The sequence below is a fragment of the Geobacillus jurassicus NBRC 107829 genome, assembly GCF_001544315.1.
Lineage (GTDB): Bacteria > Bacillota > Bacilli > Bacillales > Anoxybacillaceae > Geobacillus > Geobacillus jurassicus.
On record NZ_BCQG01000014.1, the window covers coordinates 1 to 23,365 of the forward strand.

21 protein-coding genes, 11 tRNA genes and 1 pseudogene are annotated in these 23,365 nt (G+C 52.8%); 4 read left to right on the forward strand and 29 right to left on the reverse strand.

The window, feature by feature from the left end:
• Positions 1–98: 98 nt before the first annotated feature.
• From GJ1_RS05295 to GJ1_RS05350, 12 genes are all read right to left on the reverse strand, one after another.
• A tRNA-Gly gene (locus GJ1_RS05295) sits at positions 99–172 on the reverse strand.
• A 167-nt stretch (positions 173–339) separates the two neighbouring features.
• A tRNA-Pro gene (locus GJ1_RS05300) sits at positions 340–413 on the reverse strand.
• 4 nt (positions 414–417) lie between these two features.
• Positions 418–494 (reverse strand) — tRNA-Arg (locus tag GJ1_RS05305).
• A gap of 78 nt (positions 495–572) precedes the next feature.
• Positions 573–655 (reverse strand) — tRNA-Leu (locus GJ1_RS05310).
• Positions 656–669: 14 nt separating this feature from the next.
• Positions 670–751: transfer RNA gene (locus tag GJ1_RS05315), tRNA-Leu, on the reverse strand.
• A 5-nt stretch (positions 752–756) separates the two neighbouring features.
• Positions 757–832: transfer RNA gene (locus tag GJ1_RS05320), tRNA-Lys, on the reverse strand.
• Between the two features lie 142 nt (positions 833–974).
• Positions 975–1,049, reverse strand: a tRNA-Gln gene (locus GJ1_RS05325).
• Positions 1,050–1,063: 14 nt separating this feature from the next.
• Positions 1,064–1,139 (reverse strand) — tRNA-Asp (locus GJ1_RS05330).
• 30 nt (positions 1,140–1,169) lie between these two features.
• Positions 1,170–1,241, reverse strand: a tRNA-Glu gene (locus GJ1_RS05335).
• 16 nt (positions 1,242–1,257) lie between these two features.
• Positions 1,258–1,350, reverse strand: a tRNA-Ser gene (locus GJ1_RS05340).
• A 7-nt stretch (positions 1,351–1,357) separates the two neighbouring features.
• Positions 1,358–1,432: transfer RNA gene (locus GJ1_RS05345), tRNA-Asn, on the reverse strand.
• Between the two features lie 274 nt (positions 1,433–1,706).
• A complete protein-coding gene (locus GJ1_RS05350) occupies positions 1,707–2,171 on the reverse strand; it encodes a SprT family protein (protein WP_066229462.1) in 465 nt (154 codons plus the stop codon).
• 94 nt (positions 2,172–2,265) lie between these two features.
• Here GJ1_RS05350 and cmpA point away from each other — a divergent pair, with 94 nt between their 5' ends.
• Positions 2,266–2,379, forward strand: coding sequence for a cortex morphogenetic protein CmpA (cmpA, locus tag GJ1_RS18290; RefSeq protein ID WP_157068359.1), 114 nt, complete (start codon positions 2,266–2,268; stop codon positions 2,377–2,379).
• A gap of 18 nt (positions 2,380–2,397) precedes the next feature.
• Here cmpA and GJ1_RS05355 read toward each other — a convergent pair whose 3' ends face one another.
• The 6 genes from GJ1_RS05355 to acpS all read right to left on the reverse strand — a co-directional run bounded on the left by GJ1_RS05355 (position 2,398) and on the right by acpS (position 8,479).
• Positions 2,398–4,563 (reverse strand): Tex family protein, encoded by a 2,166-nt coding sequence (locus tag GJ1_RS05355; RefSeq protein WP_066229466.1) that lies wholly within the window; start codon positions 4,561–4,563, stop codon positions 2,398–2,400.
• A gap of 269 nt (positions 4,564–4,832) precedes the next feature.
• Positions 4,833–5,183 carry a type II toxin-antitoxin system endoribonuclease NdoA gene (gene ndoA / locus GJ1_RS05360; RefSeq protein ID WP_003253417.1) on the reverse strand — a complete coding sequence of 117 codons (351 nt, stop codon included), beginning with the start codon at positions 5,181–5,183 and terminating at the stop codon, positions 4,833–4,835.
• Positions 5,184–5,187: 4 nt separating this feature from the next.
• Positions 5,188–5,469 carry a CopG family ribbon-helix-helix protein gene (locus GJ1_RS05365; protein ID WP_013144044.1) on the reverse strand — a complete coding sequence of 94 codons (282 nt, stop codon included), beginning with the start codon at positions 5,467–5,469 and terminating at the stop codon, positions 5,188–5,190.
• Positions 5,470–5,595: 126 nt separating this feature from the next.
• The gene (gene alr / locus GJ1_RS05370) at positions 5,596–6,750 is read right to left on the reverse strand and encodes an alanine racemase (RefSeq protein ID WP_066229468.1); all 1,155 of its coding nucleotides are present in this window, start codon (positions 6,748–6,750) and stop codon (positions 5,596–5,598) included.
• Between the two features lie 246 nt (positions 6,751–6,996).
• Entirely contained in the window at positions 6,997–8,010 is a 1,014-nt protein-coding gene (locus tag GJ1_RS05375) for a LolA family protein (RefSeq protein ID WP_066229470.1), read from the reverse strand.
• A 79-nt stretch (positions 8,011–8,089) separates the two neighbouring features.
• Entirely contained in the window at positions 8,090–8,479 is a 390-nt protein-coding gene (gene acpS / locus GJ1_RS05380) for a holo-ACP synthase (protein ID WP_066229473.1), read from the reverse strand.
• 112 nt (positions 8,480–8,591) lie between these two features.
• Here acpS and GJ1_RS05385 point away from each other — a divergent pair, with 112 nt between their 5' ends.
• Entirely contained in the window at positions 8,592–9,209 is a 618-nt protein-coding gene (locus tag GJ1_RS05385) for a rhomboid family intramembrane serine protease (RefSeq protein ID WP_066229476.1), read from the forward strand.
• An 11-nt stretch (positions 9,210–9,220) separates the two neighbouring features.
• Here the strand turns inward: GJ1_RS05385 and cshA are convergent, their stop codons facing one another.
• The 3 genes from cshA to GJ1_RS17680 form a co-directional block, all read right to left on the reverse strand.
• Positions 9,221–10,621, reverse strand: coding sequence for a degradosome RNA helicase CshA (cshA, locus tag GJ1_RS05390; protein WP_066229480.1), 1,401 nt, complete (start codon positions 10,619–10,621; stop codon positions 9,221–9,223).
• A gap of 2 nt (positions 10,622–10,623) precedes the next feature.
• Complete coding sequence (locus GJ1_RS05395) at positions 10,624–11,082, reverse strand: helix-turn-helix domain-containing protein (RefSeq protein WP_245629338.1); 459 nt, start codon at positions 11,080–11,082, stop codon at positions 10,624–10,626.
• A gap of 93 nt (positions 11,083–11,175) precedes the next feature.
• Positions 11,176–11,406 carry an alpha/beta hydrolase gene (locus GJ1_RS17680; protein WP_373278028.1) on the reverse strand — a complete coding sequence of 77 codons (231 nt, stop codon included), beginning with the start codon at positions 11,404–11,406 and terminating at the stop codon, positions 11,176–11,178.
• Between the two features lie 222 nt (positions 11,407–11,628).
• Here GJ1_RS17680 and GJ1_RS05400 point away from each other — a divergent pair, with 222 nt between their 5' ends.
• The gene (locus tag GJ1_RS05400; protein ID WP_083509948.1) at positions 11,629–13,092 is read left to right on the forward strand and encodes a transposase; all 1,464 of its coding nucleotides are present in this window, start codon (positions 11,629–11,631) and stop codon (positions 13,090–13,092) included.
• A gap of 1 nt (position 13,093) precedes the next feature.
• Here GJ1_RS05400 and GJ1_RS05405 read toward each other — a convergent pair whose 3' ends face one another.
• From GJ1_RS05405 to GJ1_RS05440, 8 genes and pseudogenes are all read right to left on the reverse strand, one after another.
• The gene (locus tag GJ1_RS05405) at positions 13,094–14,149 is read right to left on the reverse strand and encodes an RNA-guided endonuclease TnpB family protein (protein WP_066229483.1); all 1,056 of its coding nucleotides are present in this window, start codon (positions 14,147–14,149) and stop codon (positions 13,094–13,096) included.
• A 405-nt stretch (positions 14,150–14,554) separates the two neighbouring features.
• Positions 14,555–16,213, reverse strand: coding sequence for an IS1634 family transposase (locus GJ1_RS05410; RefSeq protein ID WP_066229486.1), 1,659 nt, complete (start codon positions 16,211–16,213; stop codon positions 14,555–14,557).
• A 99-nt stretch (positions 16,214–16,312) separates the two neighbouring features.
• Positions 16,313–16,405 (reverse strand): annotated as a pseudogene (locus GJ1_RS17685) (carboxylesterase); the annotation flags it as partial.
• Positions 16,406–16,470: 65 nt separating this feature from the next.
• Positions 16,471–17,853 (reverse strand): UDP-N-acetylmuramoyl-tripeptide--D-alanyl-D-alanine ligase, encoded by a 1,383-nt coding sequence (locus tag GJ1_RS05420; protein WP_066229492.1) that lies wholly within the window; start codon positions 17,851–17,853, stop codon positions 16,471–16,473.
• 6 nt (positions 17,854–17,859) lie between these two features.
• On the reverse strand, positions 17,860–18,963 hold the full coding sequence (locus GJ1_RS05425) for a D-alanine--D-alanine ligase (RefSeq protein ID WP_066229495.1): 1,104 nt from the start codon (positions 18,961–18,963) through the stop codon (positions 17,860–17,862).
• Positions 18,964–19,216: 253 nt separating this feature from the next.
• Complete coding sequence (locus tag GJ1_RS05430; protein WP_066229497.1) at positions 19,217–20,359, reverse strand: MGDG synthase family glycosyltransferase; 1,143 nt, start codon at positions 20,357–20,359, stop codon at positions 19,217–19,219.
• A gap of 12 nt (positions 20,360–20,371) precedes the next feature.
• Entirely contained in the window at positions 20,372–20,968 is a 597-nt protein-coding gene (locus GJ1_RS05435) for a DedA family protein (protein ID WP_066229500.1), read from the reverse strand.
• A gap of 10 nt (positions 20,969–20,978) precedes the next feature.
• Complete coding sequence (locus tag GJ1_RS05440; protein WP_066229503.1) at positions 20,979–21,707, reverse strand: polysaccharide deacetylase family protein; 729 nt, start codon at positions 21,705–21,707, stop codon at positions 20,979–20,981.
• Between the two features lie 439 nt (positions 21,708–22,146).
• Between GJ1_RS05440 and murG the strand changes: the two genes are divergently transcribed.
• The gene (gene murG / locus GJ1_RS05445) at positions 22,147–23,220 is read left to right on the forward strand and encodes an undecaprenyldiphospho-muramoylpentapeptide beta-N-acetylglucosaminyltransferase (RefSeq protein WP_066229507.1); all 1,074 of its coding nucleotides are present in this window, start codon (positions 22,147–22,149) and stop codon (positions 23,218–23,220) included.
• Positions 23,221–23,365 lie beyond the last annotated feature (145 nt).

Below are 23,365 nucleotides of genomic sequence, written 5' to 3' on the forward strand. Positions count from 1 at the left end.
GGCTAATTTCACGCCACAGACGCCAAAAACGCCGTGGCGCACGCGCTTCGTTTCGTTCAGTTTTCAAGGAACGATACAAAAACGATGTAAACTCTTTATGGAGCGGGTGATGGGAATCGAACCCACGACATCAGCTTGGAAGGCTGAGGTTTTACCACTAAACTACACCCGCATATTGTTTGATTGACACTCGCCACACCAAATCCATTCCTCTTTCTCTGCTAGCTTACTCAAAGAAGTTGGATGCATGGAGACAACTCGCAACTTATTCAGCGAAGTAAAGGCTCGCGGCTGAAGTTTTACCATAAACTGCATCCATATACGATTCGGATATTAAAATCGGGAAGACAGGATTTGAACCTGCGACCCCATGGTCCCAAACCATGTGCTCTACCAAGCTGAGCTACTTCCCGATTATGGCGCGCTCGAGAGGATTCGAACCCCTAACCTTCTGATCCGTAGTCAGATGCTCTATCCAATTGAGCTACGAGCGCATATTCGCTCTCCAAAGCGACAGGCTTTATTATAGCAATTTCTCTTATTGTTGTCAACAGCTTTTTAGTTTTGCGAGATGCGGTCGAGAGGACTTGAACCTCCACGGGGTTGCCCCCACTAGGCCCTCAACCTAGCGCGTCTGCCATTCCGCCACGACCGCGTATCAACTGAACATGCGGGTGGAGGGACTTGAACCCCCACGCCGTGAGGCGCCAGATCCTAAGTCTGGTGCGTCTGCCAATTCCGCCACACCCGCTAACATGGTGAGCCATGGAGGACTCGAACCTCCGACCCTCTGATTAAAAGTCAGATGCTCTACCTACTGAGCTAATGGCTCATAGTTAAGTATACACTCACAACCTACGATGTCCCTTCCTCTACCAGCCCATTCAAGGAAGTCGTATGCGTCGGGACAACTCGAAGCAAATTCGAAGATGTAACCCTCGTTACTGAACTAATGGCTTATATAAACATAAGAATGGCTGGGCCAGCTGGATTCGAACCAGCGCATCACGGAGTCAAAGTCCGTTGCCTTACCGCTTGGCTATGGCCCAGCGACCGAATGGTGTGGCGGTCCCGACGGGACTCGAACCCGCGATCTCCTGCGTGACAGGCAGGCGTGTTAACCACTACACTACGGGACCGCAACCCGCGGGGAATCCCCCCGCTGTCAGTGACCCGTACGGGATTCGAACCCGTGTTACCGCCGTGAAAGGGCGGTGTCTTAACCACTTGACCAACGGGCCACGTATAAATCGAAAGTGGCGGAGAAGGCGGGATTTGAACCCGCGCGCCGTAAAGCCACGACCTAACGGTTTAGCAAACCGTCCCCTTCAGCCGCTTGGGTACTTCTCCAAGGAGATGGCTCCGCAAGTAGGATTCGAACCTACGACCTACCGGTTAACAGCCGGTTGCTCTACCGCTGAGCTATTGCGGAATGGTTGCGCAAACGCTCGCTGCCTCTTCCTCTGCAAGTTCATTCAGAGAAGTTGGATGCATCGAGGCAACTCGAAGCATATTCGACGATGCAGATGCTCGTCGCTGAACTATGTGAAATCTCACCTGACAATCGACATTGTTTATTATATTGAGCTGTTTGTCATTTGTCAATATGTTTTTCCTACAACTTGTTTCGCCGTTTGGCGAAGGCTTTTATAATTTAGCACACGGCCATCTTGCTTGTCAACCTTTTTTCGCAAAATGTTTTTTGATCATTGGCGTTGGCTGGAAATGAGTTTGAGCTTGCCGCGGCAACGTCCGCAGACGTAACGGTCTACGTTGATCCGTCTTTTGCGGCGGTAGGCGAGGCCGCATGACGTGCACATGTATGTATGAATCGTTTTCTGCGTCTCTGCTTTTTGTTCAAGCGGACGGCAATAGCGGGGCGCGCCCACTTGTTTGAGCAACTCGCGGAAGTCGCGGTCGCGGTGGCGGTAGCCTTTCCCTTCGAGGTGCAAATGATAATGGCATAACTCATGCTTGATGATGCCGATCAACTCTTCTTCGCCGAACAGCTCATAATGTTTTTTGTTGAGCTCAATGTTGTGGGTCTGCAGTACGTAGCGTCCGCCGACGGTGCGAAGCCGCGGGTTGAAGGAGGCGGTATGGCGGAACGGTTTGCCGAATGTGTTGATGGAAATTTGTTCGACGAGCGCTTGCAGCTGCGTTTGGTTCATGGCAGGTCTCTCCTTGATCTTTTTGACACGGAACAATCAATGCAGAGCTACATAAATTATATACTACCTTTCCATTGTTAAGGAGGTGACTGTTTTGCCTACATGGCTAAAAAATCAGATGAGACGAGCCTATTACGAGAAAAACCGCGAGCAAATTAAATTGTTGAACCAATGTTGGTTTTTTTATTGGAGAAAACACTGCTCTTGAGGCAGTGCTTTCTCCGTTTCACTCTTCAGGCGCCACCATCGACAGCGAAATTCTCCCCTTCGCCACATCGACATGTTCGACCCATACTTTGACGACGTCGCCGACCGAGACGACATCAAGCGGATGGCGCACGTATTGTTTGCTTAGCTTCGAAATGTGCACAAGCCCGTCTTGTTTGACACCGATGTCGACAAAGGCGCCGAAGTCAACGACGTTGCGCACGGTTCCTTCCAATTCCATGCCTGGCTTCAAGTCCTCCATCTTTAAGACGTCTTTGCGCAATAACGGTTTCGTCAGCTCGTCGCGCGGGTCTCGCTCCGGACGGCACAACGCATCGATGATGTCGCAGAGTGTAAGTTCACCAATACCAAGTTCAGCTGCGGTCGCTTCGATATCGAGCGTTTGCAGCGCCTCGCGCAGCTCGCGGCTGCCGATGGCAGCAGTCGTAAAGCCTAACGTGTGCAACAGTTGCTTCACTTCCGCATACCGCTCGGGGTGAATCGGCGTGCGGTCAAGCGGTTCATCACCGTCAACGATGCGCAAAAAACCGATGCACTGCTCGTATGTCTTCGCCCCGAGCCGCGAGATCGTTTTCAGCTCTTCACGGCTGCGGAATTTCCCTTGCTCTTCGCGGCGCTTGACGATGTTTTCCGCAACGGTTTTCGTCAGCCCCGAGACGTATTGAAGCAGGGAAACAGACGCTGTGTTGACATTGACGCCGACTTGGTTGACGACCGTCTCAACGACAAAACGGAGCGATTCAGCCAGCTTTTTTTGCGACACATCGTGCTGGTATTGGCCGACGCCGACCGATTTTGGATCAATTTTGACGAGTTCGGCGAGCGGATCTTGGACGCGGCGGGCGATCGAGACGGCGCTCCGCTCTTCGACTTGCAGGTCAGGAAACTCGGCGCGTGCAAGGTCGGACGCCGAATAGACGCTCGCTCCGGCCTCGTTGACGATTAAGTAAAAGATGTCGCGCTGCACTTGCTTGAGCGTGTCGGCAACAAACTGCTCCGTTTCCCGCGATGCCGTTCCGTTGCCGATGGCGATCATGTCAACACGATAGTCGTCAAGCAGGCGAAGAAGTTTCGCACGCGCCTCTTCTTTTCGCTCTTGCGGCGGATGCGGATAGATCACGTCAATGCGAAGCAGTTTCCCCGTTTCGTCGACAACGGCGAGCTTGCACCCAGTCCGATAGGCTGGGTCGATGCCGAGCACCGTTTTTCCTTTGAGCGGCGGCTGAAGAAGCAGTTTGCGCAAGTTTTCAGCGAAAATATGGATGGCCCGCTCCTCCGCTTTTTCCGTCAACTCGTTGCGGATGTCCCGTTCAATGGCAGGCTCCATCAGCCGCTTGTACCCATCCTCCACCGCTTCCGCCACGATTGGAGCGGCCAGGGACGATTCATCGGCGATCGTTTTTCGCCGCAAATAGCGAACGATGTCCTCGATGGGCGGTTTGATCGAGACGCGCAGCACCTCTTCCTTTTCACCGCGGTTTAAGGCTAAGACGCGATGGGGAACGATTTTGACGAGCGGCTCCTCGTAGTCGTAGTACATTTCATACACGTTCTTTTCGTCCTTTTCCGCAGCCTTGACGGTGGAAACGATCGCCCCTTTTCGCCACGTTTGTTCGCGCACCCATTGGCGAAGAGCGGCGTCATCGGCCACTTTTTCAGCGATGATGTCTTTCGCTCCTTGCAGCGCCTCTTCAACGGTCGCGACTCCTTTTTCTTCGTTGATGAACATCTTGGCCTGCTCTTCGGGAGTCGGGGCTGACGGACATGAAAGGAGCCAGTCGGCAAGCGGCTCAAGCCCTTTCTCTTTCGCGATCGCTGCTTTCGTGCGCCGTTTTTGCCGGTATGGGCGGTATAAATCTTCGACTTGCTGCAGCTTCGTGGCCGCCATAATTTCGTTTTTTAACTCTTCCGTCAACTTCCCTTGCTCGTCAATGAGGCGGAGCACTTCTTCTTTCCGTTGTTCTAAATGCTGCAAATACTCCCATCTCTCAAGCACTTCGCGAATTTGCACTTCGTCGAGCGCCCCGGTCATTTCTTTCCGGTAGCGGGCGATAAACGGGATTGTGTTTCCTTCTTGATGGAGTGCGATGACGTTTTCGACTTGCTTCGCCGCCAGCTGCTGTTCGGCGGCGATGACCTGAATGAGCCGCTGTTCGTTACCCAAGCGTTTCCCTCCCTTAATGATATTGGGCATAAAAAAAGCGCTACTTGTGCGCAGCTGCTTTGTGAAACAATATACATAAACAAAGATGGAGGGACAGACCGTTTCGTGAGGCCGATCTGCCCATCTCACGCCATTAGCGTGAACATAACCAAGACCGATGCCGCACGTCAACGCCGCTTTCCCCATCCGCTCGTCCGCCCGTTGGCAACCGAAAACGCTGTTTTCTCCCGCTCGCTGTTATGCCAAAATCAAAAGTTTTTCGCTCCTAATCAAAAGTCGATCAGTCCTAAACTAATTTGCAGCGCCTCATCGACTTTATCCATCATTTCATCGTCCAAATGAGTGATTTTATCGGTCAGTCGTTGCTTATCGATCGTGCGGATTTGCTCAAGCAAAATGACCGAATCGCGTTCAAACCCGTAGCGTTTCGCGTCAATCTCGACATGCGTCGGCAGCTTCGCTTTTTGAATTTGCGCCGTAATTGCCGCTACGATCACCGTCGGGCTGAAACGGTTGCCGATGTCGTTTTGGATCACCAACACGGGGCGCACGCCGCCCTGCTCCGAGCCAACGACCGGGGAAAGGTCCGCAAAATACACGTCGCCACGTTTGACAATCAAGGCATTACCCCCCGCTAACTAAGCGTTCAACGGTGTGGTCGGCCTCGTATTCAGCATGAAACGCTTCAGAAGCGATAGATAAATTGATTTTCGCCATTTCCATGTAGCCTCGTCTCATCGCCTCGCGAATTTGCCGTTTCTTCCGCTCGCGAATGTACATTTTCGTCGCTTGATAAATGAGTTCATTGCGGTTGCCGTTTTCCTGCTTTACGAGCACGTCCAGTTCCGTCAGCAGCGACTGCGGCAAACGAACGACGATTTCCGTTGTTGCGCCAGATTCCGACACAAATATACACCTCCACGAACTGCAGCCATTCATTGCTTCCACTTCATGATACCATTAAACAACGGCGCTGCAAAGTCATTTCTCCATTTTCTATCCTTTGTCTTCCGAAGCAGATTATGCATCGCTTCATCCGCGACCAACGGCGTTTCTCACTTCCATTATACGCTTATTTCGGAAAAAAATACGGGGCACCCGATAGCTGATCGTGCACGGCACTTCATAATTGATTGTGCCCAAATGGCGGGCGACATCATCGATGGAAATGACTTCGTCCCCTTGGCGGCCGATTAATGTCACCTTCGTTCCGACAGGCAGCGGCCCCGGCAGGCGGATCATGCATTGATCCATGCAGATGCGGCCGACGATCGGCGCCCGCTGCCCGCCAACAAGCACATGAAAGTGCTGCAACCTTCGCAGCCAGCCGTCCGCATAACCGATTGGAATCGTGCCGATCCACTCTTCCGTCTGCGCAGTGTACGTCGCACCGTAGCTCACCTTTTCGCCTGGTTGCAGTTTTTTGACGTGTACAAGGCGGCTATGGAGCGAAAACGCCTCTTTCAATTCGTATGGGAGGAGCGGCTTGATGTCCGGCGATGGGGCGAGCCCGTACATCGAAATGCCAAAGCGAACCATGTTGAACGCTCGATCGGAAAAACGAAGGGCCGCCGCGCTGTTGGCGCAATGAACGAGCGGCGGCCGCGACGGCAGCCAGTCAAGCATATGCAAAAAGCGGGCGTATTGATACGAAAAGTACTCCGTATTCACGTCATCAGCGGTCGCAAAATGGGTATACACCCCTTCAAGCACAAAGGACGGATGGCGGTCGATCAAGGCCGCTATTCGCTTTGTCTCCTCTTCGTCTTTCACCCCAAGCCGTCCCATTCCCGTGTCCATCTTTAAATGGAAATGAATCGGGATCGAACTGTTATACAGCGATGACGCCTCCTCGAGCCAATCAGAGCGAAACACGGTTAAGGCGATGCGGTGTTCGGCGGCCAACGCCACATCCTTGGGACGAGACGCCCCAAGCACTAAAATCGGGACATCGATGCCTTTTTTTCGTAAGGCAATCGCCTCGTCCAAAAAGGCGACGGCCAAGCGGGAAGCGCCCGCTTCGAGCGCCGTTGCCGCCACTTGGGCATCGCCGTGCCCGTAGGCGTTCGCCTTGACAACGGCCATAATTTGCGTGCCTTCCGGCAAAAAGCGGCGCAAATTCGCGACGTTGTCGTAGATGGCATCCAGATCAATTTCCGCCCATGTATCGCGGTGAAACTCATCCATCCTCTCTCGCTGCCTTTCTAGTCATAGCCAGTTTGAAAGCGCTTGAATCGATTCGATTCCTTTTTTAGTTTACCATGTTCCTGGGGAAGACGGAATAGGATGAGCGGCGGAAAAATGAGAAAAACGGCGGAAAAAGTTGGACGGCGCTGCATTTCACCTGCTGGGGTGCCCGCACCGCTCTCTCAAAAACAAAAAGCAGCTCCTCCGCTTCGAAGCGGAGAGCCGCCTGTTCTCAAAACCGGGCTGTCATTTTGCCGCTTTTTCTTGCACTGAGCTGGCGACCATCACCATTTCTTCCGGCGTTAAATCGTCTGAAGCCAGCGTAAACTCGACTCCATTGTACGACCATGTCAACGTTCGGTCAGTGAGGGCGCCAATGGTGAATCCTAAATCAACTGGGTCGCCGTTGACAAGCACTGGCATGCTTGTCGCCGGAAGCACATCCGCTTTTTCCTGCACGAGTGTAAACGATTTTTTGCCGCCAAAGGTCATAATGACGCGCGTGCCATTTTCACCTTTCACTTCTTTTTCCTCAAGCGCTTGAACCCCTTTCGGGAGCTGGCTCGGGTACATGACGGCCATCACTTGCTCTTTTCCTTCCGCCATCGTCGGCACCTCAAGGCGTGCTCCAGTCATGTTTTTCTTTGTATCAAACGCATCATCATCAAACTTTTTGTTAAACTCGACGTTGGAAAACTCGACCGTCAACAGCGCTTTCCGGTCCGTATCCATCACTTTGACCGAGACGGGCGCCAAATCTTTTTTGCGCAGCGTAATCTCTTGGGTTGGAACAACTTCGCTGTTCGGGTAGTTCGTTTTTGTCTCGAACACATAGTAGTCTTTCGTCGCCTTAAACTTGGCCTTGGAATCGCTCAAAATGTCTTTGACGAGCGATTCATACAAATACGCTTGGCTGCTGTTTTTCGGCCAATCGCTCACAAACTTGAAGCTTTTGTTGAGGGCCGGCGTGAAGACGAACACCCCTTCGTCATTGCGCAAAATCATTTGGCTTTGCCTTTTGTCGGCGTTTTTCAAGCTGACGCGGTAGTAGGACGGCTGCTTGTGCCACACTTCGACATGATACACTTGCGGCTTCTCACCGGTGCGGAACGTCATTTTCGCTTCGGCCTGATAGCCCGTCATCTCATCCATCTTTTCATCAAGCGCCTTAAGCACCTCTTCCTGCGACTTCGACCCGCAGCCAGCCAAAGCAAACAGAAAAATGATGCCGACCAATGCCATCAGCACGTTTCTGCCCATCGCTTCAACCCCTTTGCCTCATATATCGGTTTCTGCCCATGCACTACAATATATGAGACAACTTTCGGGAATATGCAGACTAGCCATGGCAAGCATCAGTCGACATCATCGGCCCAAGGTGCTCAATGATGACTTGGGCGACGGCGTAATCACGGCTATGGGAAATGGATAGATGAACCACCTCGCCATCGCGGCGGGCAGCAATACTCGGCTTCCCGTGCTCATCGGAAACGATCTCGATGTCTTGAAACGATAGATGCCGCCCGATCCCCGTTCCGAGCGCTTTGGCGTACGCTTCTTTCGCCGCAAATCGTCCGGCGAGAAACTCTGCCTGTCTTGCGGGCGGCAACTCGCCAAACTGCGCTTTTTCGCGCGGCGTCAAAATTCGCTCCGGAAATTTGCAGTTCCGCTCGAGAAGGGAGCGGATCCGTTCCAACTCTACAATATCAATGCCGATGCCGACGATCACTGCTTCCTCACCTATCCTATCCGTCCGGATGGTCGGACAAATTTTTCATGAGAGATCCGCATAAGATGGTTTATAAAAACGTCCCATTTTCGCGAAGAAGGGAGATCAGCCCGTGTTTCCATATGCCAGCGATGTTCGATCATTTATTCGCCTTTATCCTGTCGTTGCCGCCTTGTTGTTGGTCCATATCGTCGTATGGCTGTTGTTTTCTCTTCCCTTAACAGCGCTTGAGCCCGTTTGGCAATACGCCGTCGGGACGAACGGCGCTATTCGCAATGGAGAGTACTGGCGGCTTGTCAGTCCGCTCGTGCTGCATCGCGATTTCCACCATATGGCCGCCAACAGTTTGTCCTTATGGCTGTTTGGCCCCTGGTTAGAGCGCGCACTTGGGAAAAGAAAGTTTTTGTTTCTGTATATCGGAGGCGGAATCGGCGCCAATGTCGCCACTTTATTCCTTCTGCCGCCGCTGTACACCCATGTCGGGGCGTCGGGCGCCATTTTCGCCTTGTTTGGCATGTACAGCTACCTCGCCCTATTCCGCCGCGACTTAGTCGCCCCCCGCCACGCCCAGCTGTTGCTTTCGGTCATGGCGGTTCATTTGCTGCTTGGCATCATGACACCAGATGGGAATTTATTGGCCCATCTATTTGGCTTCGCTGCCGGCGGACTGCTTGCCCCTTTTTTGTCCATCCGCCCCGAACGGCCGTCGTTTTACATGCTCAGCCCATGAAAAAACGGCGCTTAATGCGCCGTAATCCGCCGTTTTTTCGTCCGGCTTCGGGCTGAGTCCGGGCGGCCGCCCCGCTTTTTCTCCCGCTTGACCGCTAAAGGCGGCTCTTCCGTCAATTTCACCGGCGTCGTATCCGGCTCGCGCGTCAACATTTTCAAGCAGGCAGCGACAATCGTCACCGAGTCGTGTTCCTCAAGCAGTTCTTCCGCCGCCCGTCGGTAAAACGACAAGTTTTCTGTCTCAACGACGTTGAGAAGCTTTTCGATCGCGATGCGCTGCTGGCCTTCGAGCGCCTCATCGAGCGTCGGCGGTTTCATCCGCTCCATTTTTCGCTTCGTCGTCCGCTCAATATGGTGGAGCTGGCCGATCTCCCTTGGGGTGACAAACGTCATCGCCACCCCCGTCTTGCCGGCGCGCCCGGTGCGCCCAATCCGGTGGACATAGCTTTCCGGGTCTTGCGGGATGTCAAAGTTGTACACGTGCGTTACGCCGGAAATATCCAAGCCGCGCGCCGCGACATCCGTGGCCACTAAAATTTCAATTGTTCCTTCCTTAAACTTGCGCAGCACCGACAACCGCTTCGCTTGGCTTAAGTCGCCGTGGATGCCTTCCGCTGCATAGCCGCGCAAGTTGAGCGCCTCCGCAAGCTCATCGACGCGCCGCTTCGTGCGACCGAACACGATCGCGAGCTCCGGAGCCTGAATATCAAGAAGCCGGGTCAAAATGTCGAATTTCTTTTTCTCGTGCACTTCTAAGTAGTACTGTTGAATGTTCGGCACGGTCATTTCCTTCGCCTTCACTTTGACAAGCTCCGGCTCATTCATGAAGCGCTCAGCAATGCGGCGAATCGGATCCGGCATCGTCGCCGAGAACAGCAGCGTCTGCCGCTCGGTCGGCACATGGCTTAAAATCGCCTCAATATCTTCAATAAAGCCCATATTGAGCATTTCATCAGCCTCATCAAGAACGACCGTATGCACATGGTCAAGGCGAAGCGTCCCACGGTTAATATGGTCGATAATGCGGCCCGGCGTGCCGACGACCACATGAGGATGCTTTTTCAAAGCACGGATTTGACGCTCGATATCTTGACCTCCGTAAATCGGCAAGACGCGCACCCGCTTGACGGCGCCAATTTTATACAGCTCCTCTGATACTTGAATGGCGAGCTCACGCGTCGGTGCCACAACAAGCGCCTGAACGGCGCTGTTTTTCACATCCACTTTTTCAACGATCGGAATGCCAAACGCCGCCGTTTTCCCCGTTCCGGTTTGTGCTTGGCCGATCACGTCTTTATTTTGCAGGCTGAGCGGAATCGTTTTCGCTTGAATCGGGGTCGTTTCTTCAAACCCCATCCGCTCGATCGCTTTCATCACTTCTTGGCTTAATCCTAATTCTTGAAATGTCGTCAATGTTATTCAAACTCCTTATAAAAAATCGTCCCTTTATCCGAGAGAAAGGTTTGACAGTTATCATACCATGTTATGCGGTGATTTGCAATGATGGGCGTGGGCAACGCGCAAAAATGGCAGTTGCACTGGGCGGTGTACGACTGGTTCGGGTGTTTTTTGCTTTTAAAGCGGGGAGCATTCGCCGTTCCATCGAAGAATCGGTCAAACACCTCGGCCAACTGTTGCAATGCATTTTGCAAGGCGGTCGAATCGGGCGCTTTCAGCCACGGGAGCGTTTGCTTCAACGCAGTCAACCGCTTGGAGCACTCGTTATAGCTAAGCCCTGCCCCTGTTGTTTCATACGCCTGATTCCATTCGGACAAAAAGTGATTGTACACAAACCGGCAGCACCCGATCGTTTGGTGGATGAGCTCCGCTTGTGTTCGGGTGGGATACAACCGAAAGCGGTAGGCTTTGTGCATGACCTTCCCTCCCCCTTACAGAACATTTGTTCTATCCTCTATTTTACACCTTTTGTTCGTTGAAGGCAAGAGAGAGTGATGGCGAATGCCGATTCATCCCCCACTTCCGCTCACGTGTAGAAGTGGGGGTCTTCTCGGTTGGGAATGATAAAACGCCGCACTCAACAACACAAGCTTGGTGACCGGGTATTTTTCCGCCAAGTAGACGGCGATCACTCCACCCATTGAAAACCCAATGACATACACCGCACTGCAACGGTGATGGAGCGCTAAAAACGCTTGTTCCGCCGCCGCGATCCATTGGTCGTATTTGACACTCCACACACCTAAAGAGCGTGGGATTCTTGGGTCGTTCGCGTCCTCATCCATTTCTGGTTCAGACAACGCCCAAGTTCAGGGGTGTGTCATCACCCCGTCCCATCGGGTTAAGTTGTACCCCAATGGGCGGCGCACCTGTGACCAGTGCGCTAGAAGGCCGGTGAAAAAGTACACTCTAAGGCAGGGATTTAGGGGGCTTATGTCGAAAAAGGAGGAAAAATCGTTGGAATGGAGCGTGAATGGATCATGAAAGCCCCCAAAAACCCTTCGACTCAGCCTCGGCTGTTTCAAGTCATCGACATGGAGGACCTGGTTCCCCCACATCATATCCTGCGCCAAATCAACGAAGCGGTTGACTTTTCCGTCATTCACGATTGGGTGGCTCCCCTGTACACGGAAAAAACGGGTCGCCCGGCGGCGGATCCGGAACGGCTGCTTCGCCTGATGCTGCTCTCGTATTTGTTTGATCACTCCGAGCGGGAGTTGTATGAGATCCTCCCGATGCATGCCGGATACCTGTGGTTTTGCGGTCTTGACTTTGAATCCGTGCTCCATCCCGACCCGCATCATCCCACGCTTCCGGATCGAACGACGCTCGTGAAAACACGGAAACGCTGGCGTCAACACGGAATCGTTGATCGGCTGATGACCTATGTGGTGGACCAGTGCATCGCGGCGGGGCTGGTCTCTCCGGATGTCCATGCGGCGGCTGATGGCACCCAAGTGCGGGCGAATGCTTCGATCCACAGCTTGCGGGAGGTCAAGCTCGCTCCGGTGGAGACGTTGGAAGACTGCCTGGCCCGCACCGCTCGGGAAGATGAACAGACCGAGTCCTCGGAGGCTGACCGGGATCCCGATGACGATCCGCCTTCTCCGTCTCCCCAATCAGGAGAGCGCGCCCATGCCGAAGAACGAGGAAACTTCCGTGGAACCACGTTTTCCAATCAAACCCATCGAAGCGTGACGGATCCGGATGCTCGGTTGTACAAGAAAGGCAAAGGGCAGGAAGCGTATCCTCGGTATTTGGTGCACGATGTCATCGATGTCCGGTCACGCGTCATGTTATCTCGAAAAGCGAGCGTGGCCACCGGAACGGCGGAACGGGAGACGAGTTTGGAGCAGCTGGCTTCGATTCGATTCCGCCACCCGTCGATTACGGACAAAGCATATGGCACCACGGAGTATTTGGAAGCGCTCTTCGCCCAAGGCATTACGCCGCTCGTGTCGCTGCGCCGCAAGGAGATGGAGGAGATTCCAACCTGGAAGCGCCGGGCAAAGGATCCCGCTCAGGAAGCACAACGCCAGGCGAAAGTCCGAGAAGTTCAGATTCGCAACCAAGCGAGGCTCCTTCAGCAACAGGGCGGTTATCGATCTATTCAAGCCCTTCGCACGCGTTGTGAGCATGTGTTCGCCGAAGGGAAGGAATGTCATGGGCTCGACCGGGCCCGAAGCCGGGGCCTGGACGCCATGGAAGAACAGGCGTTGTTGACCGCCGTCGTGCAAAATCTGAAGCGATTGTGCCGGTTTCGAAAAAAACGAGGGGGGACCGGCTCTTTGGCGTGCGCAAAAACGGAATTTGGAGCAGGAAGTCCTGCTCGTCCTCCCGTCCTTTGGCGCCAAATGGCGGGGAGAATGGCCTCCAAAATTCGACATGAGGGAAGTCTATGCCCCATTAATTCACCGGCCTTCTAGGTTAGGCGGCGAAGCCCGAAATCGCTTTGGCGATGTTGATCGCGCCATTCAAGTCGGCGTGGATGGTGTATCCGCACTTTTGGCATCGGAAGTGGATGCCGTTTCGGTTCGCTTTCTCCCGATGCCCGCATCGGCATGTTTGACTGGTGTAGGTCGGATTCACCCACTCCACCCGAATGCCCGCCATTTCGGCTTTGTAGGCAATCATCGTTTGCAGTTGATGAAACGCCCATGAATGAAGATTTCGTCCTGCTTCTTTTGCCGAAGCGGCTCGTTTCCGAATCCCCGCCAAATCTTCCATCCGAATCACGCCAACACCGTTGGCGAGCGCAAAACGGACGATTTGACGGCTGATTTTATGGTTCATATCCTTCATCCAGCGGGACTCTTTATCGCCGATTTTGCGAATCATATGAAGCTTCTTCGCTTTGCCCAACGTTCGCCGCAAAGCCGCGTATCGTCGGCGCACAAAGGCGCATTGGTTCCCTTTGAAAAACCACGATTTCGTCCCTACGCTGGCAACGGCGATATAGCGAAGCCCAACGTCAACCCCCATCACCTTTGTTTCGTGCCGCGGCTTGACTTCAAATGCGACCGCGATCGCCAAGCACCATTTCTTTCGCTTTTTGTAGAGCTTGGCCGCCCCTTGTTTGGCGGTTCCATGGATCAGCCGATTCAGCCATGCCTCTTGATAGGGGCGCGTGACGACAGGCACGCCAATTCGTTTCTCCAGTGTGGGGAAGGAAACCGTGTAGAACGCTCCTTTCTTTTCCACCTTTATGTTTTGATTGTTAAAGCAACACCAAAATGTTCGGAACTTCTTTGCCTTTTGTTTTTTCTTTTGGGACTTCACTTCTCGAATCGTTTGATTCACGACGGCGGAAGGAAACCGCTGCGACGAAAACTCTTTAAACAGTTTGCTCGTCGCTTGATTCAGCTTGGGATGATTCAACAGCCAATTCGCAAAGGCGGTATTCACTTCTGTCATCCGTTCATACATGTCTTGTTTGACTTTCGTTGGGTTGTGCAGTTCCAGCCTTAGTGTGATCGTGGGCATGGATTCACCCCCTTTTCTTTTGAGATTCCACATAGCGTTCAGTTGTTTTCGTTCTTCGATATTCTTGTCCCATATATAAATTATATCAGTTTAACGATTATACTGCGACACTTAAAGATAAAAATGGTTGCTCTAAGCAAATCCGATTAAGGATTACCGAGCAACGCCGTCTTTCATCCCACGATTGAAACCGTGGGCTTTCAGACGTTTTTCTGTAATTCCTTTCAACCGCAGTTCGCTTCCGTGTCCCGGTAAGGTCGGCGTTTCGATCATCCAACTCACATTTCGCACCCTAACAGGGTAGAAAGAAAAAATTTTTGATTTCGTTTTTCAGAATCACGTTTCGACCAACACGACGAGCGATAGTAATCCTTTTTTTACCATCGATCGTCGTTCCGTATCACGTTACACATAAATGCTCTCATCCATGCCCAATCCCTGCAAAATCCTTCGCTGATCCGGGTTGAGGGGGCGATCCAGTGCGCGTTGAATGCGTCCATCCGGCAGCTCCAGCAGGATGACGTTCACATATTGAAACAGCTGAAAAATCGCCTGTCCGGTTGGCCGGGTCAGCTTGCGGCCTCCAGCCCCTTTTAACGGGTGTTCCGGTGTGATGAACGGACGCACCCGGCGCTGAAAAACACGGTAAATCGCCAAGGCCAACAGAAACAAATCACCCAATACGGCGACCCGTTCTGGTTTTTTGACGTAAATCTCATCCGTGAAAAACGGATCTTTCAAAAACGCGAAGTTCATTTCCACCGAGATTTGCCCTTTATACAGCTTCAAGATCTCTTGGGCATCCATAGGTTGACCCTTCCATTCCTTCGGAACGGTCGTCACGAGGACAAACCGGGACGCTTTCCGTTTCGCCTGTTCCCACGCATCTTGGTCGAATTCTACGTTCAAGCGAAGGGCGTACACCGTCTCCATGTCCAGTTCCGCCCCTTTTTTCGGCCGTCCGCGCCGTTTTTTCGGACGCACGATCTCTTCGACCGCGGCCTTGACCCGATGAAACCGAGGGCGAAGGGACGCCTTGAGGGATGTCAAGGCTTGTTCCGCGTCTTCCCGGCAGGAGAAGGGATGGCGCTCCCAACGCTCTTGTTCCTCGCGAAGAAGCTCCGCTTCTTTGACTCGTTCTTTTTCGAGCGTTTTTCTTTTGCGCTGGTCGAGCGCGCTCGATTCGACGACGATCAAGCGTACGGGGTGGCCTTCATAGGTCGAGGCCGTTTCCCATACCCGATGCGTCGCGCCGTTTCTCTCCGCCAAGGCAAAAGGTTCGCTCCACGTGATGTTGGCGGCCTCGGCCTCCGCTAATGCTCGTTTCACGATCCGAAGCGACGAAGGGCCCCTGGTGACCAAAAAGGCGTTGGCGGCTTTCGTTTGCGCCAAGGTGTCTTTCGTCATCGCAGCGGAATCCGCCACGTAAATCCATTCATCGTCGATCTTGGCTTGTTTGAACTGTTCGTGGATCCGCGACAGCACCTCAGGATTCCACGCCTTATCCGATCGATTGCCGTCGTGCCCATCGCCGTAAAACGGGATGCCGTCCTCGTTGCCGACGAGTCCGAAGCCGATCTGTTTTTGACAACGATGATGGCGGTTGTAACCATGTGTGATCTGTAAGACTTCTAACGAGGCCGATTCATAGGCGCCGTAAACGGTCTTGTCCGTCGTATCGGCGTGAAAGGCTCGGAGGGAAAGGCCTTCTTTGCGATAAATCTGAATCAAGCAAGTGCTGATGACCTTGTGAATGTCGGCCTCATACAAGCGGTCGAGATGACGAGCCAAGGCATCGTCATTCAACTGGGAAGGATGGAGCCCGGAACGGATGAGTTTCTCCAGATCGATCTCCTGAGCCCATCGCTCCAGATGAACGAGGGCTTGCCGGCCGTCAAACATATTGTAGAGGATGGCCTGAACGGCATCGCTGGCTCGAGTCTGGCACTGCGGGTGGGCGGGAACGAGATGGTCAATCAATGGGGGAAGGCCCAGTTCCTTGACTAGAGCACTTATGATATTCAAATAAGAATTGCGATAGACCGCTTTGACTTGCACATCCATGAGAGAAAAACTCCTTCACTTTCCTTGTGTGTCAAGGATTCATTCGACGATGGGCGCAAAAAATCCTCCCGATTTTCGTTGAGAGGGTGCGAAATGTGAGATCCAATCGGTCCGCTCCCGCAAATAGTCGGCCAACGGCATCACTTCTTCCGGACTTCCGGTAAAACCGTGAAGGCACAAACATCCGATCATCATCCCCACCCCCGCTCGAATGAAAAGCGGCGCCCATGACGCCGCTTTTAGTTTTTGCCGTTCGCTTAATTTTCTCCCCAATACCAGAGCAATTCTTCGAGCTTCATGCCGCGCGATGCTTTCAATAACACGATATCATCCGGTGACGCGACGGAACGCACCGCCTCAGCCAACGCCGCTTTATCGTCGAACGCCCTCACCCGCCCATCATCAAAAAATGGGGCAGCCGCCGAGGCGATATGGCGCGCCAATGTTCCGTAAGTGAACACGTAGTCCGCCATTTCCGGCCGCAGCATCTCCCCGATCTCGCGATGAAACGCCGCTTCTTCGTCACCAAGTTCAAGCATATCACCCAATACGGCGATTTTTTGCCGGTAGCCATTCAATTCCCCAAGCAGCGTCAAAGCGGCGCGCATCGATGTCGGGCTGGCGTTGTAAGCATCGTTAATGACCGTAAAGCCGCATTTTGTTTTGATGACTTCCGTGCGCATGCGCGTCACCTGCAGGCGGGAGAGAGCCGCGTCGATGTCTTCCCAACCGATGCCGAAAAAGCGGGCGACCGCGATGGCGGCAAGCGCGTTGTACACATGATGTTTGCCTAATACCGGCATAAACAGCGTCCGTCCGGGGAGCGCATTGACGACAAACGATGTTCCTCCCGCTTCAATGCGCACATCGGTCGGATAGTAATCGTTCTGTTCGCCCGCCCCGAACGTCACGACATGGCGGGGAAGCGGCAACTTCGGCACGCGCTCCGTCAAAAGCGGCTCATCGCCGTGGTAGACGAATAAACCATCATGGTGCAAACCGGCTAAAATTTCAAGTTTCGCCTTGGCGATGCCTTCCCGCGACCCGAGCTCCTGCAAGTGTGCTTCTCCGATATTCGTGATGACCGCTGCGTCCGGACGGGCGATCATGGTCAGCCGCTCGATTTCGCCAAACCCGCTCATCCCCATTTCGACAACGGCCATCTCCGTCCCTTCGTCAAGCGAAAGAAGCGTCAACGGCACACCGATATGGTTGTTGAAGTTCCCTTCTGTTTTTTGCACGCGGTAGTTGGTCGCCAGCAGCGCGGCAATCATATCTTTCGTCGTCGTTTTGCCGTTGCTGCCAGTGACGCCGACCACCTTCAGTCTAAGCTGCTCGCGGTAGCGGGCGGCGAGCCGCTGCAATGCCAAAAGCGTATCATCCACAACGACCACGGGCACACCTTCCGGCGGCGTTCCTTCCCTTTCCGCCCAGAGTACGGCGGCGGCTCCTTTTTGCGCCGCTTCTTGCACGAAATCGTGGCCGTTAAAGGTCGCACCGCGCAACGGAACGTACAAGTTGCCGGCTTGGATCGTCCTTGTGTCGGTTGACACACCGCTTACGACCATATTCTCCCATTCCGGCTTTAAACACTGTCCGTCAGCCATTTCGGCGATTTGCCGCACTGTCCGTTTGATCATCGGCTCTCACCTCTTTTCTTTTTTGAACATGTACGTGATCGTCTGCTTTTCTTGATGTCGTTCCAATGCGAGCGCGATAAGCCGTTCAATCAGCTCCGGGTACGGCACACCGCTGTGCTGCCAAAGAAGCGGGAACATGCTGTATGGCGTAAAGCCTGGCATCGTGTTCACTTCGTTGATATAAACGGCGCCATCTTCGGTGAGGAAAAAATCGACGCGCGCAAGTCCAGACAAATCCAGCGCCTGAAACGCCGTAATGGCCATTTGTTTGATCGTCTCATACTGTTCTTTCGTTACGTCCGCTGGGATGATCAATTCGGTTTGCCCGTCTTCGTATTTCGCTTCATAGTCGTAAAATTCCTTTTTGGGAACAATTTCGCCAACGACCGAACAAATCGGCTCATCATTTCCGATCACGCCGATTTCAATTTCGCGGCCGACAATCGCCTCTTCAATAATAATTTTTCGGTCATACTGAAATGCCTCGATAAATGCGGCTTTTAAATCGCCGCGCTGCTTGCATTTGGAAATGCCGACGCTCGAACCGGCGTTGGCTGGCTTGACAAAGCACGGGTAGCCAAGCTCTCGTTCGATCCGGTCATACACCGTCTCGCCGCTTTTTTGCCAATCGTACTTCGTCACGGCGATATATTTTGCTTGGCGCAACCCGGCCTGGGCAAACAAGTTTTTCATCATCACCTTATCCATGCCGACCGCGGAAGCAAGCACCCCGTTGCCGACATACGGAATGTTCAATATCTCAAGCAACCCTTGCACCGTTCCGTCTTCGCCGTTCGGCCCATGCAAAAGCGGGAAAATGACATCGATCGTTTCCTCGTTTCCTTCCGCAGCCGAATCGGCAGCCGGAACTTGGTTCAAGGAAACCGGAATCAAGGCGGTCGCCGCCGAAGTGAATTGCAGCTGCTTGATTTCCTCGATCGGTCCGGTCAGCTGTTCGCCCTTGATCCATTGACCTTCCGGTGTAATGTAAATCGGAATGACATCGAATTTATGAGGATCAATGGCGTTCATCACCGCCATCGCCGTCGACAACGATACTTGGTGTTCCGGCGATTTGCCGCCGTATAGCACGCCAACTCTCGTTTTCATCATCGTTCCTCCTCTTTCCTTGGCCATCGTTCCTATTGTAACACGTTTCGCGCCCAACAGTCTGATATTTTATATGTACGATGCAGGTTGTTTCGCCACCCCCCATAAGCGATAAGGCACAAAAAAGTGAGGCTGTCTCCAAAGGTGGTTCTTCTTTCAACAAAGCACAACATATCGTTTTCCGGCATTTGTTTTACACATATATACAGGAATAAGAAAAGGTGTCCCGACCGTTTTGGGACACCTTCTGTCGCTACGGATGCAACACGCGCCAAGCCATGCGCTGCGGCATGGCCGCCACCACTTCGGCGAGCGCTTCTTGCCCCGTTTTTTCCACGCCGGCAAAATAATCGGACACACGGCGGAAAAACCGGTTTTTCTCCACATCATCCGTCAACAAGCGAAGCATGTGCCGCTCGCCGCTTTCTGGCTCAACTAAATGATAAATGAGACCGTTTTGCTGCAAATATTGCAAATTGATGCGCTCCTGCCCAGGCAAGCAATCGATCGTAAAAATCGGAATGCGCTTATGAAGCAACTCGCTGACCGTCACCCCGCCTGGTTTCGTAATGACGGCATCCGCCTCTTCATACAGCCGATTCATCTCTTCCGGGTCAGCGATGTATGGAAGCGGCCGGATATGAGACAACCGCCAGCTGGCGATTTCCTCGTACAGCTGGCGATTGGCGCCGCACAGCACCGAATAGCGGAACAACGTTGACGTGCGGGCCGCCCGCAAAAACGCCAGCATATTGCCGAGCCCTTGGTTTCCACCGGCGACAAGCACATGAGCAGGCTGCCGCTTGCGTCTCGCTTCCGACCGATTCATAAACACATCGTGCACTGGGATGCCAGTGACGATGATGCGTCCTTTGTCAACCCCGTACTTCGTGATCAGCTCCCATTTCGCCTCTTGATGGGGAACAAAATGATAGTCAATAAACCGTTTCCCCCAGATGCTGTTCATAAAAAAGTCGGTGTAGACATTGACAACTGGAACCGTCAGCACCCGTTTCCGCTTCAGCCGCTGCAAAATGCGCGACGGAAACGAATGGGTGCAGACGATTAAATCCGGCTGTTCTTCTTCCACCATCTTTTTCATTTTGCTTTCAAAATAAGGCAGCCATGGCTCAAACGAAATGAACTCAAACCGGGGCGGCTCTTGGTACATCAGCGTTTTGTACACACGGTGGTACGAAGCAGGATGCGAGCGAATCCAGCGCAAGTAGGCCTCTGACACCATTTTTTCCATCAGTTCATTACAATAGCTCAAAAAATCGATCTTTTTGCTTTCGACCGCCGGAAACTGGCGGCGCAAAAAATCCATCAACGTATCGGCTACTTTATGATGTCCCGTATTCATTTGAAACAGCGGCAAAAACAATACTTTCATCATCGATCGCACCCTTTAGCTTTCGAGAGATTTTTTGCGCCTCCGCTGCCCAATCCACGCTGCAAGCAAAAACAGCAAAAACAGCACCAATCCGGCAAGCGGAAAAACAATCAAGGGGAGACGGATATGCTGGCCGAGCAGAAGCCCAGCCACGGTCAACGGCACCGCCCAGCCTGCCGTCCCAAACGCCGCAAACAGCAAAAACGGCCCGAACGGAAACCGGCTCACTCCCGCCATATACGGACAAATTTGCCGCACCCCGGGAGCATAGCAGCCGAACAAAATCCCCCATTTACCATAGCGGCCAAACCAGCGGCGAGCCCGCTCCCAACGTTCAGCCGTAATTCCGACGCACTTGCCGTACTTTTGCACAAACGGCGCCCCCCACCACCGACCGGCGCCGTATGCCGTCACCATGCCGACCATCGCCCCGCCCCAGCATGAAGCGAGCGACGGTCCAAGCAGCAACTGCTCCTTGGCAACCATCACGCCGACCAAAAAGAGCAAGCTTTCCTCCGGCGCCGGAATGCCGACAATGCCGCAAAACAAAAATAAAAACAGCATCACATATCCGTATGACTGGACATACGGCAACCATACGCTTGTATCCATAGCTCCCCCACTACATCGCCGAGATTTGTGTATTAGTTTGCACATTTCTCAGTTCCGTAATCGTCACCCAACGCATCTTTTTCGCTGCTTCATCCTTAAACAGCAACTCGAGCGCTGACAACATTTGCTCTGGCGCGCGTTTGTCAGCACCTAACGCATCCCCATTGTCATGAAGCACAATCACCGCCCCGCCGCGTATGGCCGAACGCAAGCGGCGGAACAATTCCATTGTACCAATTTTTTCGTTCCAATCGCCAAGAATATGCGACCATAACACCGTCATATACCGCTTTTGCACAATTGGCGTCCAAGCGTTAAAATGGCCCCATGGCGGACGGTAATACACCGGGCGTTGACCCGTCGCCCGCTCAATCGCCTCGGCCGCTCGGCGCACCCCCCAATCCAACCAAAGCGGCGGCAACAGCCAATTGCTGATGTGGCGGTAATTATGAATGCCGATTTCATGTCCTTCTTCCGCCATCCGCCGCACAATATGCGGGTAGCGCTCGACTTTGCGCCCGACAACAAAAAACGTGGCCTTCACGCCATATTTCTTTAATAAATCGAGCAGTTTTGGCGTATAATACGGGTCGGGGCCGTCATCAAATGTCAATGCAAGGCAATCGGATGCCGTTCCTTCCCGAAACAAACGCACCCGCTTTTTGCGAATGATGATCGTCGGTACAATCCCATAAATGGCAATTCCCGCAATGAAACAAACGAACAGCCAAGCCCACATGGCATTCACCTCTTGAATTGTACTTTACCAATATTTCTCCTCTCTGAAAATAGAAAGGCTCTTCGCCACAAAGTGTACTTGACAAAGAAAGACGATCATGATAAGGAAAACCAAAACAGCATTTTTCCTTTTTATACCACACATCTCTTTGAGCAACATTGCTATCATGTTTGTCTTTAAAAGTCAAGTACATCTTTTGGTGATGAACCAATAGAAAAATGAACTTTCTATTTTTGATATGATCATAGTTTAGATGATTTATCATATAACAAACAGATGAGAAATCAAAAAGAAAATGATAAAAATTTCATGCAGACCATCCGGTCTCCTCATTTCCTAGTACGAAAAGCATCACCGCTCAGTTTCCTCCCGAAGCCATGTAGAATCTGCTATAATACATAACGATACACAAGTGATGAAAAAAGACAGGTGATCCGCATTGCGAAAGAAAATCGTCTTAACCGGCGGCGGCACGGCCGGCCATGTCATGGTCAACGTCGCCCTGATTCCAAAATTGAAAGAGCTTGGGTGGGATATCGTATACATCGGATCTCATCAAGGGATCGAACGGGAGATTATCGGCCGCATCGACGGCGTCCCGTACTATTCGGTTTCGACCGGAAAACTGCGTCGCTATTTTGACTGGAAAAACTTTAAAGATCCGTTTCACGTGTTAAAAGGCGTTTGGCAGGCGTACCGCCTTATCCAAAAAGAAAAACCGGACGTCGTCTTCTCAAAAGGCGGATTCGTCTCCGTTCCCGTCATTCTCGGCGCTTGGCTGAACGGCGTGCCGTCGATTATCCATGAATCTGACTTAACCCCGGGGCTTGCGAACAAAATCGCCATGCCGTTTGCGACAAAAATCTGCCTCACCTTCCCGGAAACGAGGCAATACGTCAATGCCGATAAAGCCGTCTACGTCGGCGCCGTCGTCCGCGAAGAGTTGAAGGATGGCAACGCCGAACAAGGGAGGAAGATGTGCCAGTTCGACGGAAAAAAACCGGTCTTGCTGGCGATGGGCGGCAGCTTAGGCTCGAAAAAAATCAACGACGCCTTGCGCGCCAACCTATCGACGCTTCTGGCCGAATTTGACATCATCCACATTTGCGGCAAAGGGAACATCGCCCCAAGCCTCGCAGGCCAAAAAGGATACAAACAGTTCGAATACGTCAACGAAGAGCTGCCCCACTTACTCGCCTTGGCCGACATCGTCGTCTCCCGCGCCGGGGCGAACGCCATTTTCGAACTGCTCTCCTTGCGCAAGCCGATGCTGCTCATTCCGCTGTCCAAAGCGGCGAGCCGCGGCGACCAAATCCTAAACGCCCGCTCGTTTGAAAAAGCAGGCTATGCGGAAGTGCTGATGGAAGAGGATTTAACGAACGAATCGCTGCAAGCCGCCATTCGCCGCCTGTACGACCAAAAAGACCGTTACCGGAAAAACATGGATAAAGCCGGCGCGAGCGATCCGCTGCAAACGCTGCTTGCGATCATTCAAGACACCGCCCGTTTGTAAAAACAGGCGATGCCTGATGCGGCCAACCTGTGTCCGTTTTTCGGCATCGCCTCGTTTTTTCCTCACACCGGCTCAAGCCGATCACAATTCATTTGGAATAAATAATAAGGCCGCACAGAAATAACGATGTCTTCTCGATAACTTG

What these genes read in the sequence shown, in the direction of transcription:
- GJ1_RS05375 (WP_066229470.1), bottom strand. Translation starts at nt 8,010, where the DNA reads ATGGGCAGAAACGTGCTGATGGCATTGGTCGGCATCATTTTTCTGTTT.
- GJ1_RS05420 (WP_066229492.1), bottom strand. Translation starts at nt 17,853, where the DNA reads ATGATCAAACGGACAGTGCGGCAAATCGCCGAAATGGCTGACGGACAG.
- GJ1_RS05410 (WP_066229486.1), bottom strand. Translation starts at nt 16,213, where the DNA reads ATGGATGTGCAAGTCAAAGCGGTCTATCGCAATTCTTATTTGAATATC.
- GJ1_RS05405 (WP_066229483.1), bottom strand. Translation starts at nt 14,149, where the DNA reads ATGCCCACGATCACACTAAGGCTGGAACTGCACAACCCAACGAAAGTC.
- GJ1_RS05440 (WP_066229503.1), bottom strand. Translation starts at nt 21,707, where the DNA reads ATGTGGGCTTGGCTGTTCGTTTGTTTCATTGCGGGAATTGCCATTTAT.
- GJ1_RS05430 (WP_066229497.1), bottom strand. Translation starts at nt 20,359, where the DNA reads ATGATGAAAGTATTGTTTTTGCCGCTGTTTCAAATGAATACGGGACAT.
- alr (WP_066229468.1), bottom strand. Translation starts at nt 6,750, where the DNA reads ATGGATGAGTTTCACCGCGATACATGGGCGGAAATTGATCTGGATGCC.
- GJ1_RS05350 (WP_066229462.1), bottom strand. Translation starts at nt 2,171, where the DNA reads ATGAACCAAACGCAGCTGCAAGCGCTCGTCGAACAAATTTCCATCAAC.
- GJ1_RS05395 (WP_245629338.1), bottom strand. Translation starts at nt 11,082, where the DNA reads ATGCACAAAGCCTACCGCTTTCGGTTGTATCCCACCCGAACACAAGCG.
- GJ1_RS05435 (WP_066229500.1), bottom strand. Translation starts at nt 20,968, where the DNA reads ATGGATACAAGCGTATGGTTGCCGTATGTCCAGTCATACGGATATGTG.
- GJ1_RS05425 (WP_066229495.1), bottom strand. Translation starts at nt 18,963, where the DNA reads ATGAAAACGAGAGTTGGCGTGCTATACGGCGGCAAATCGCCGGAACAC.
- GJ1_RS05400 (WP_083509948.1), top strand. Translation starts at nt 11,629, where the DNA reads ATGGAGCGTGAATGGATCATGAAAGCCCCCAAAAACCCTTCGACTCAG.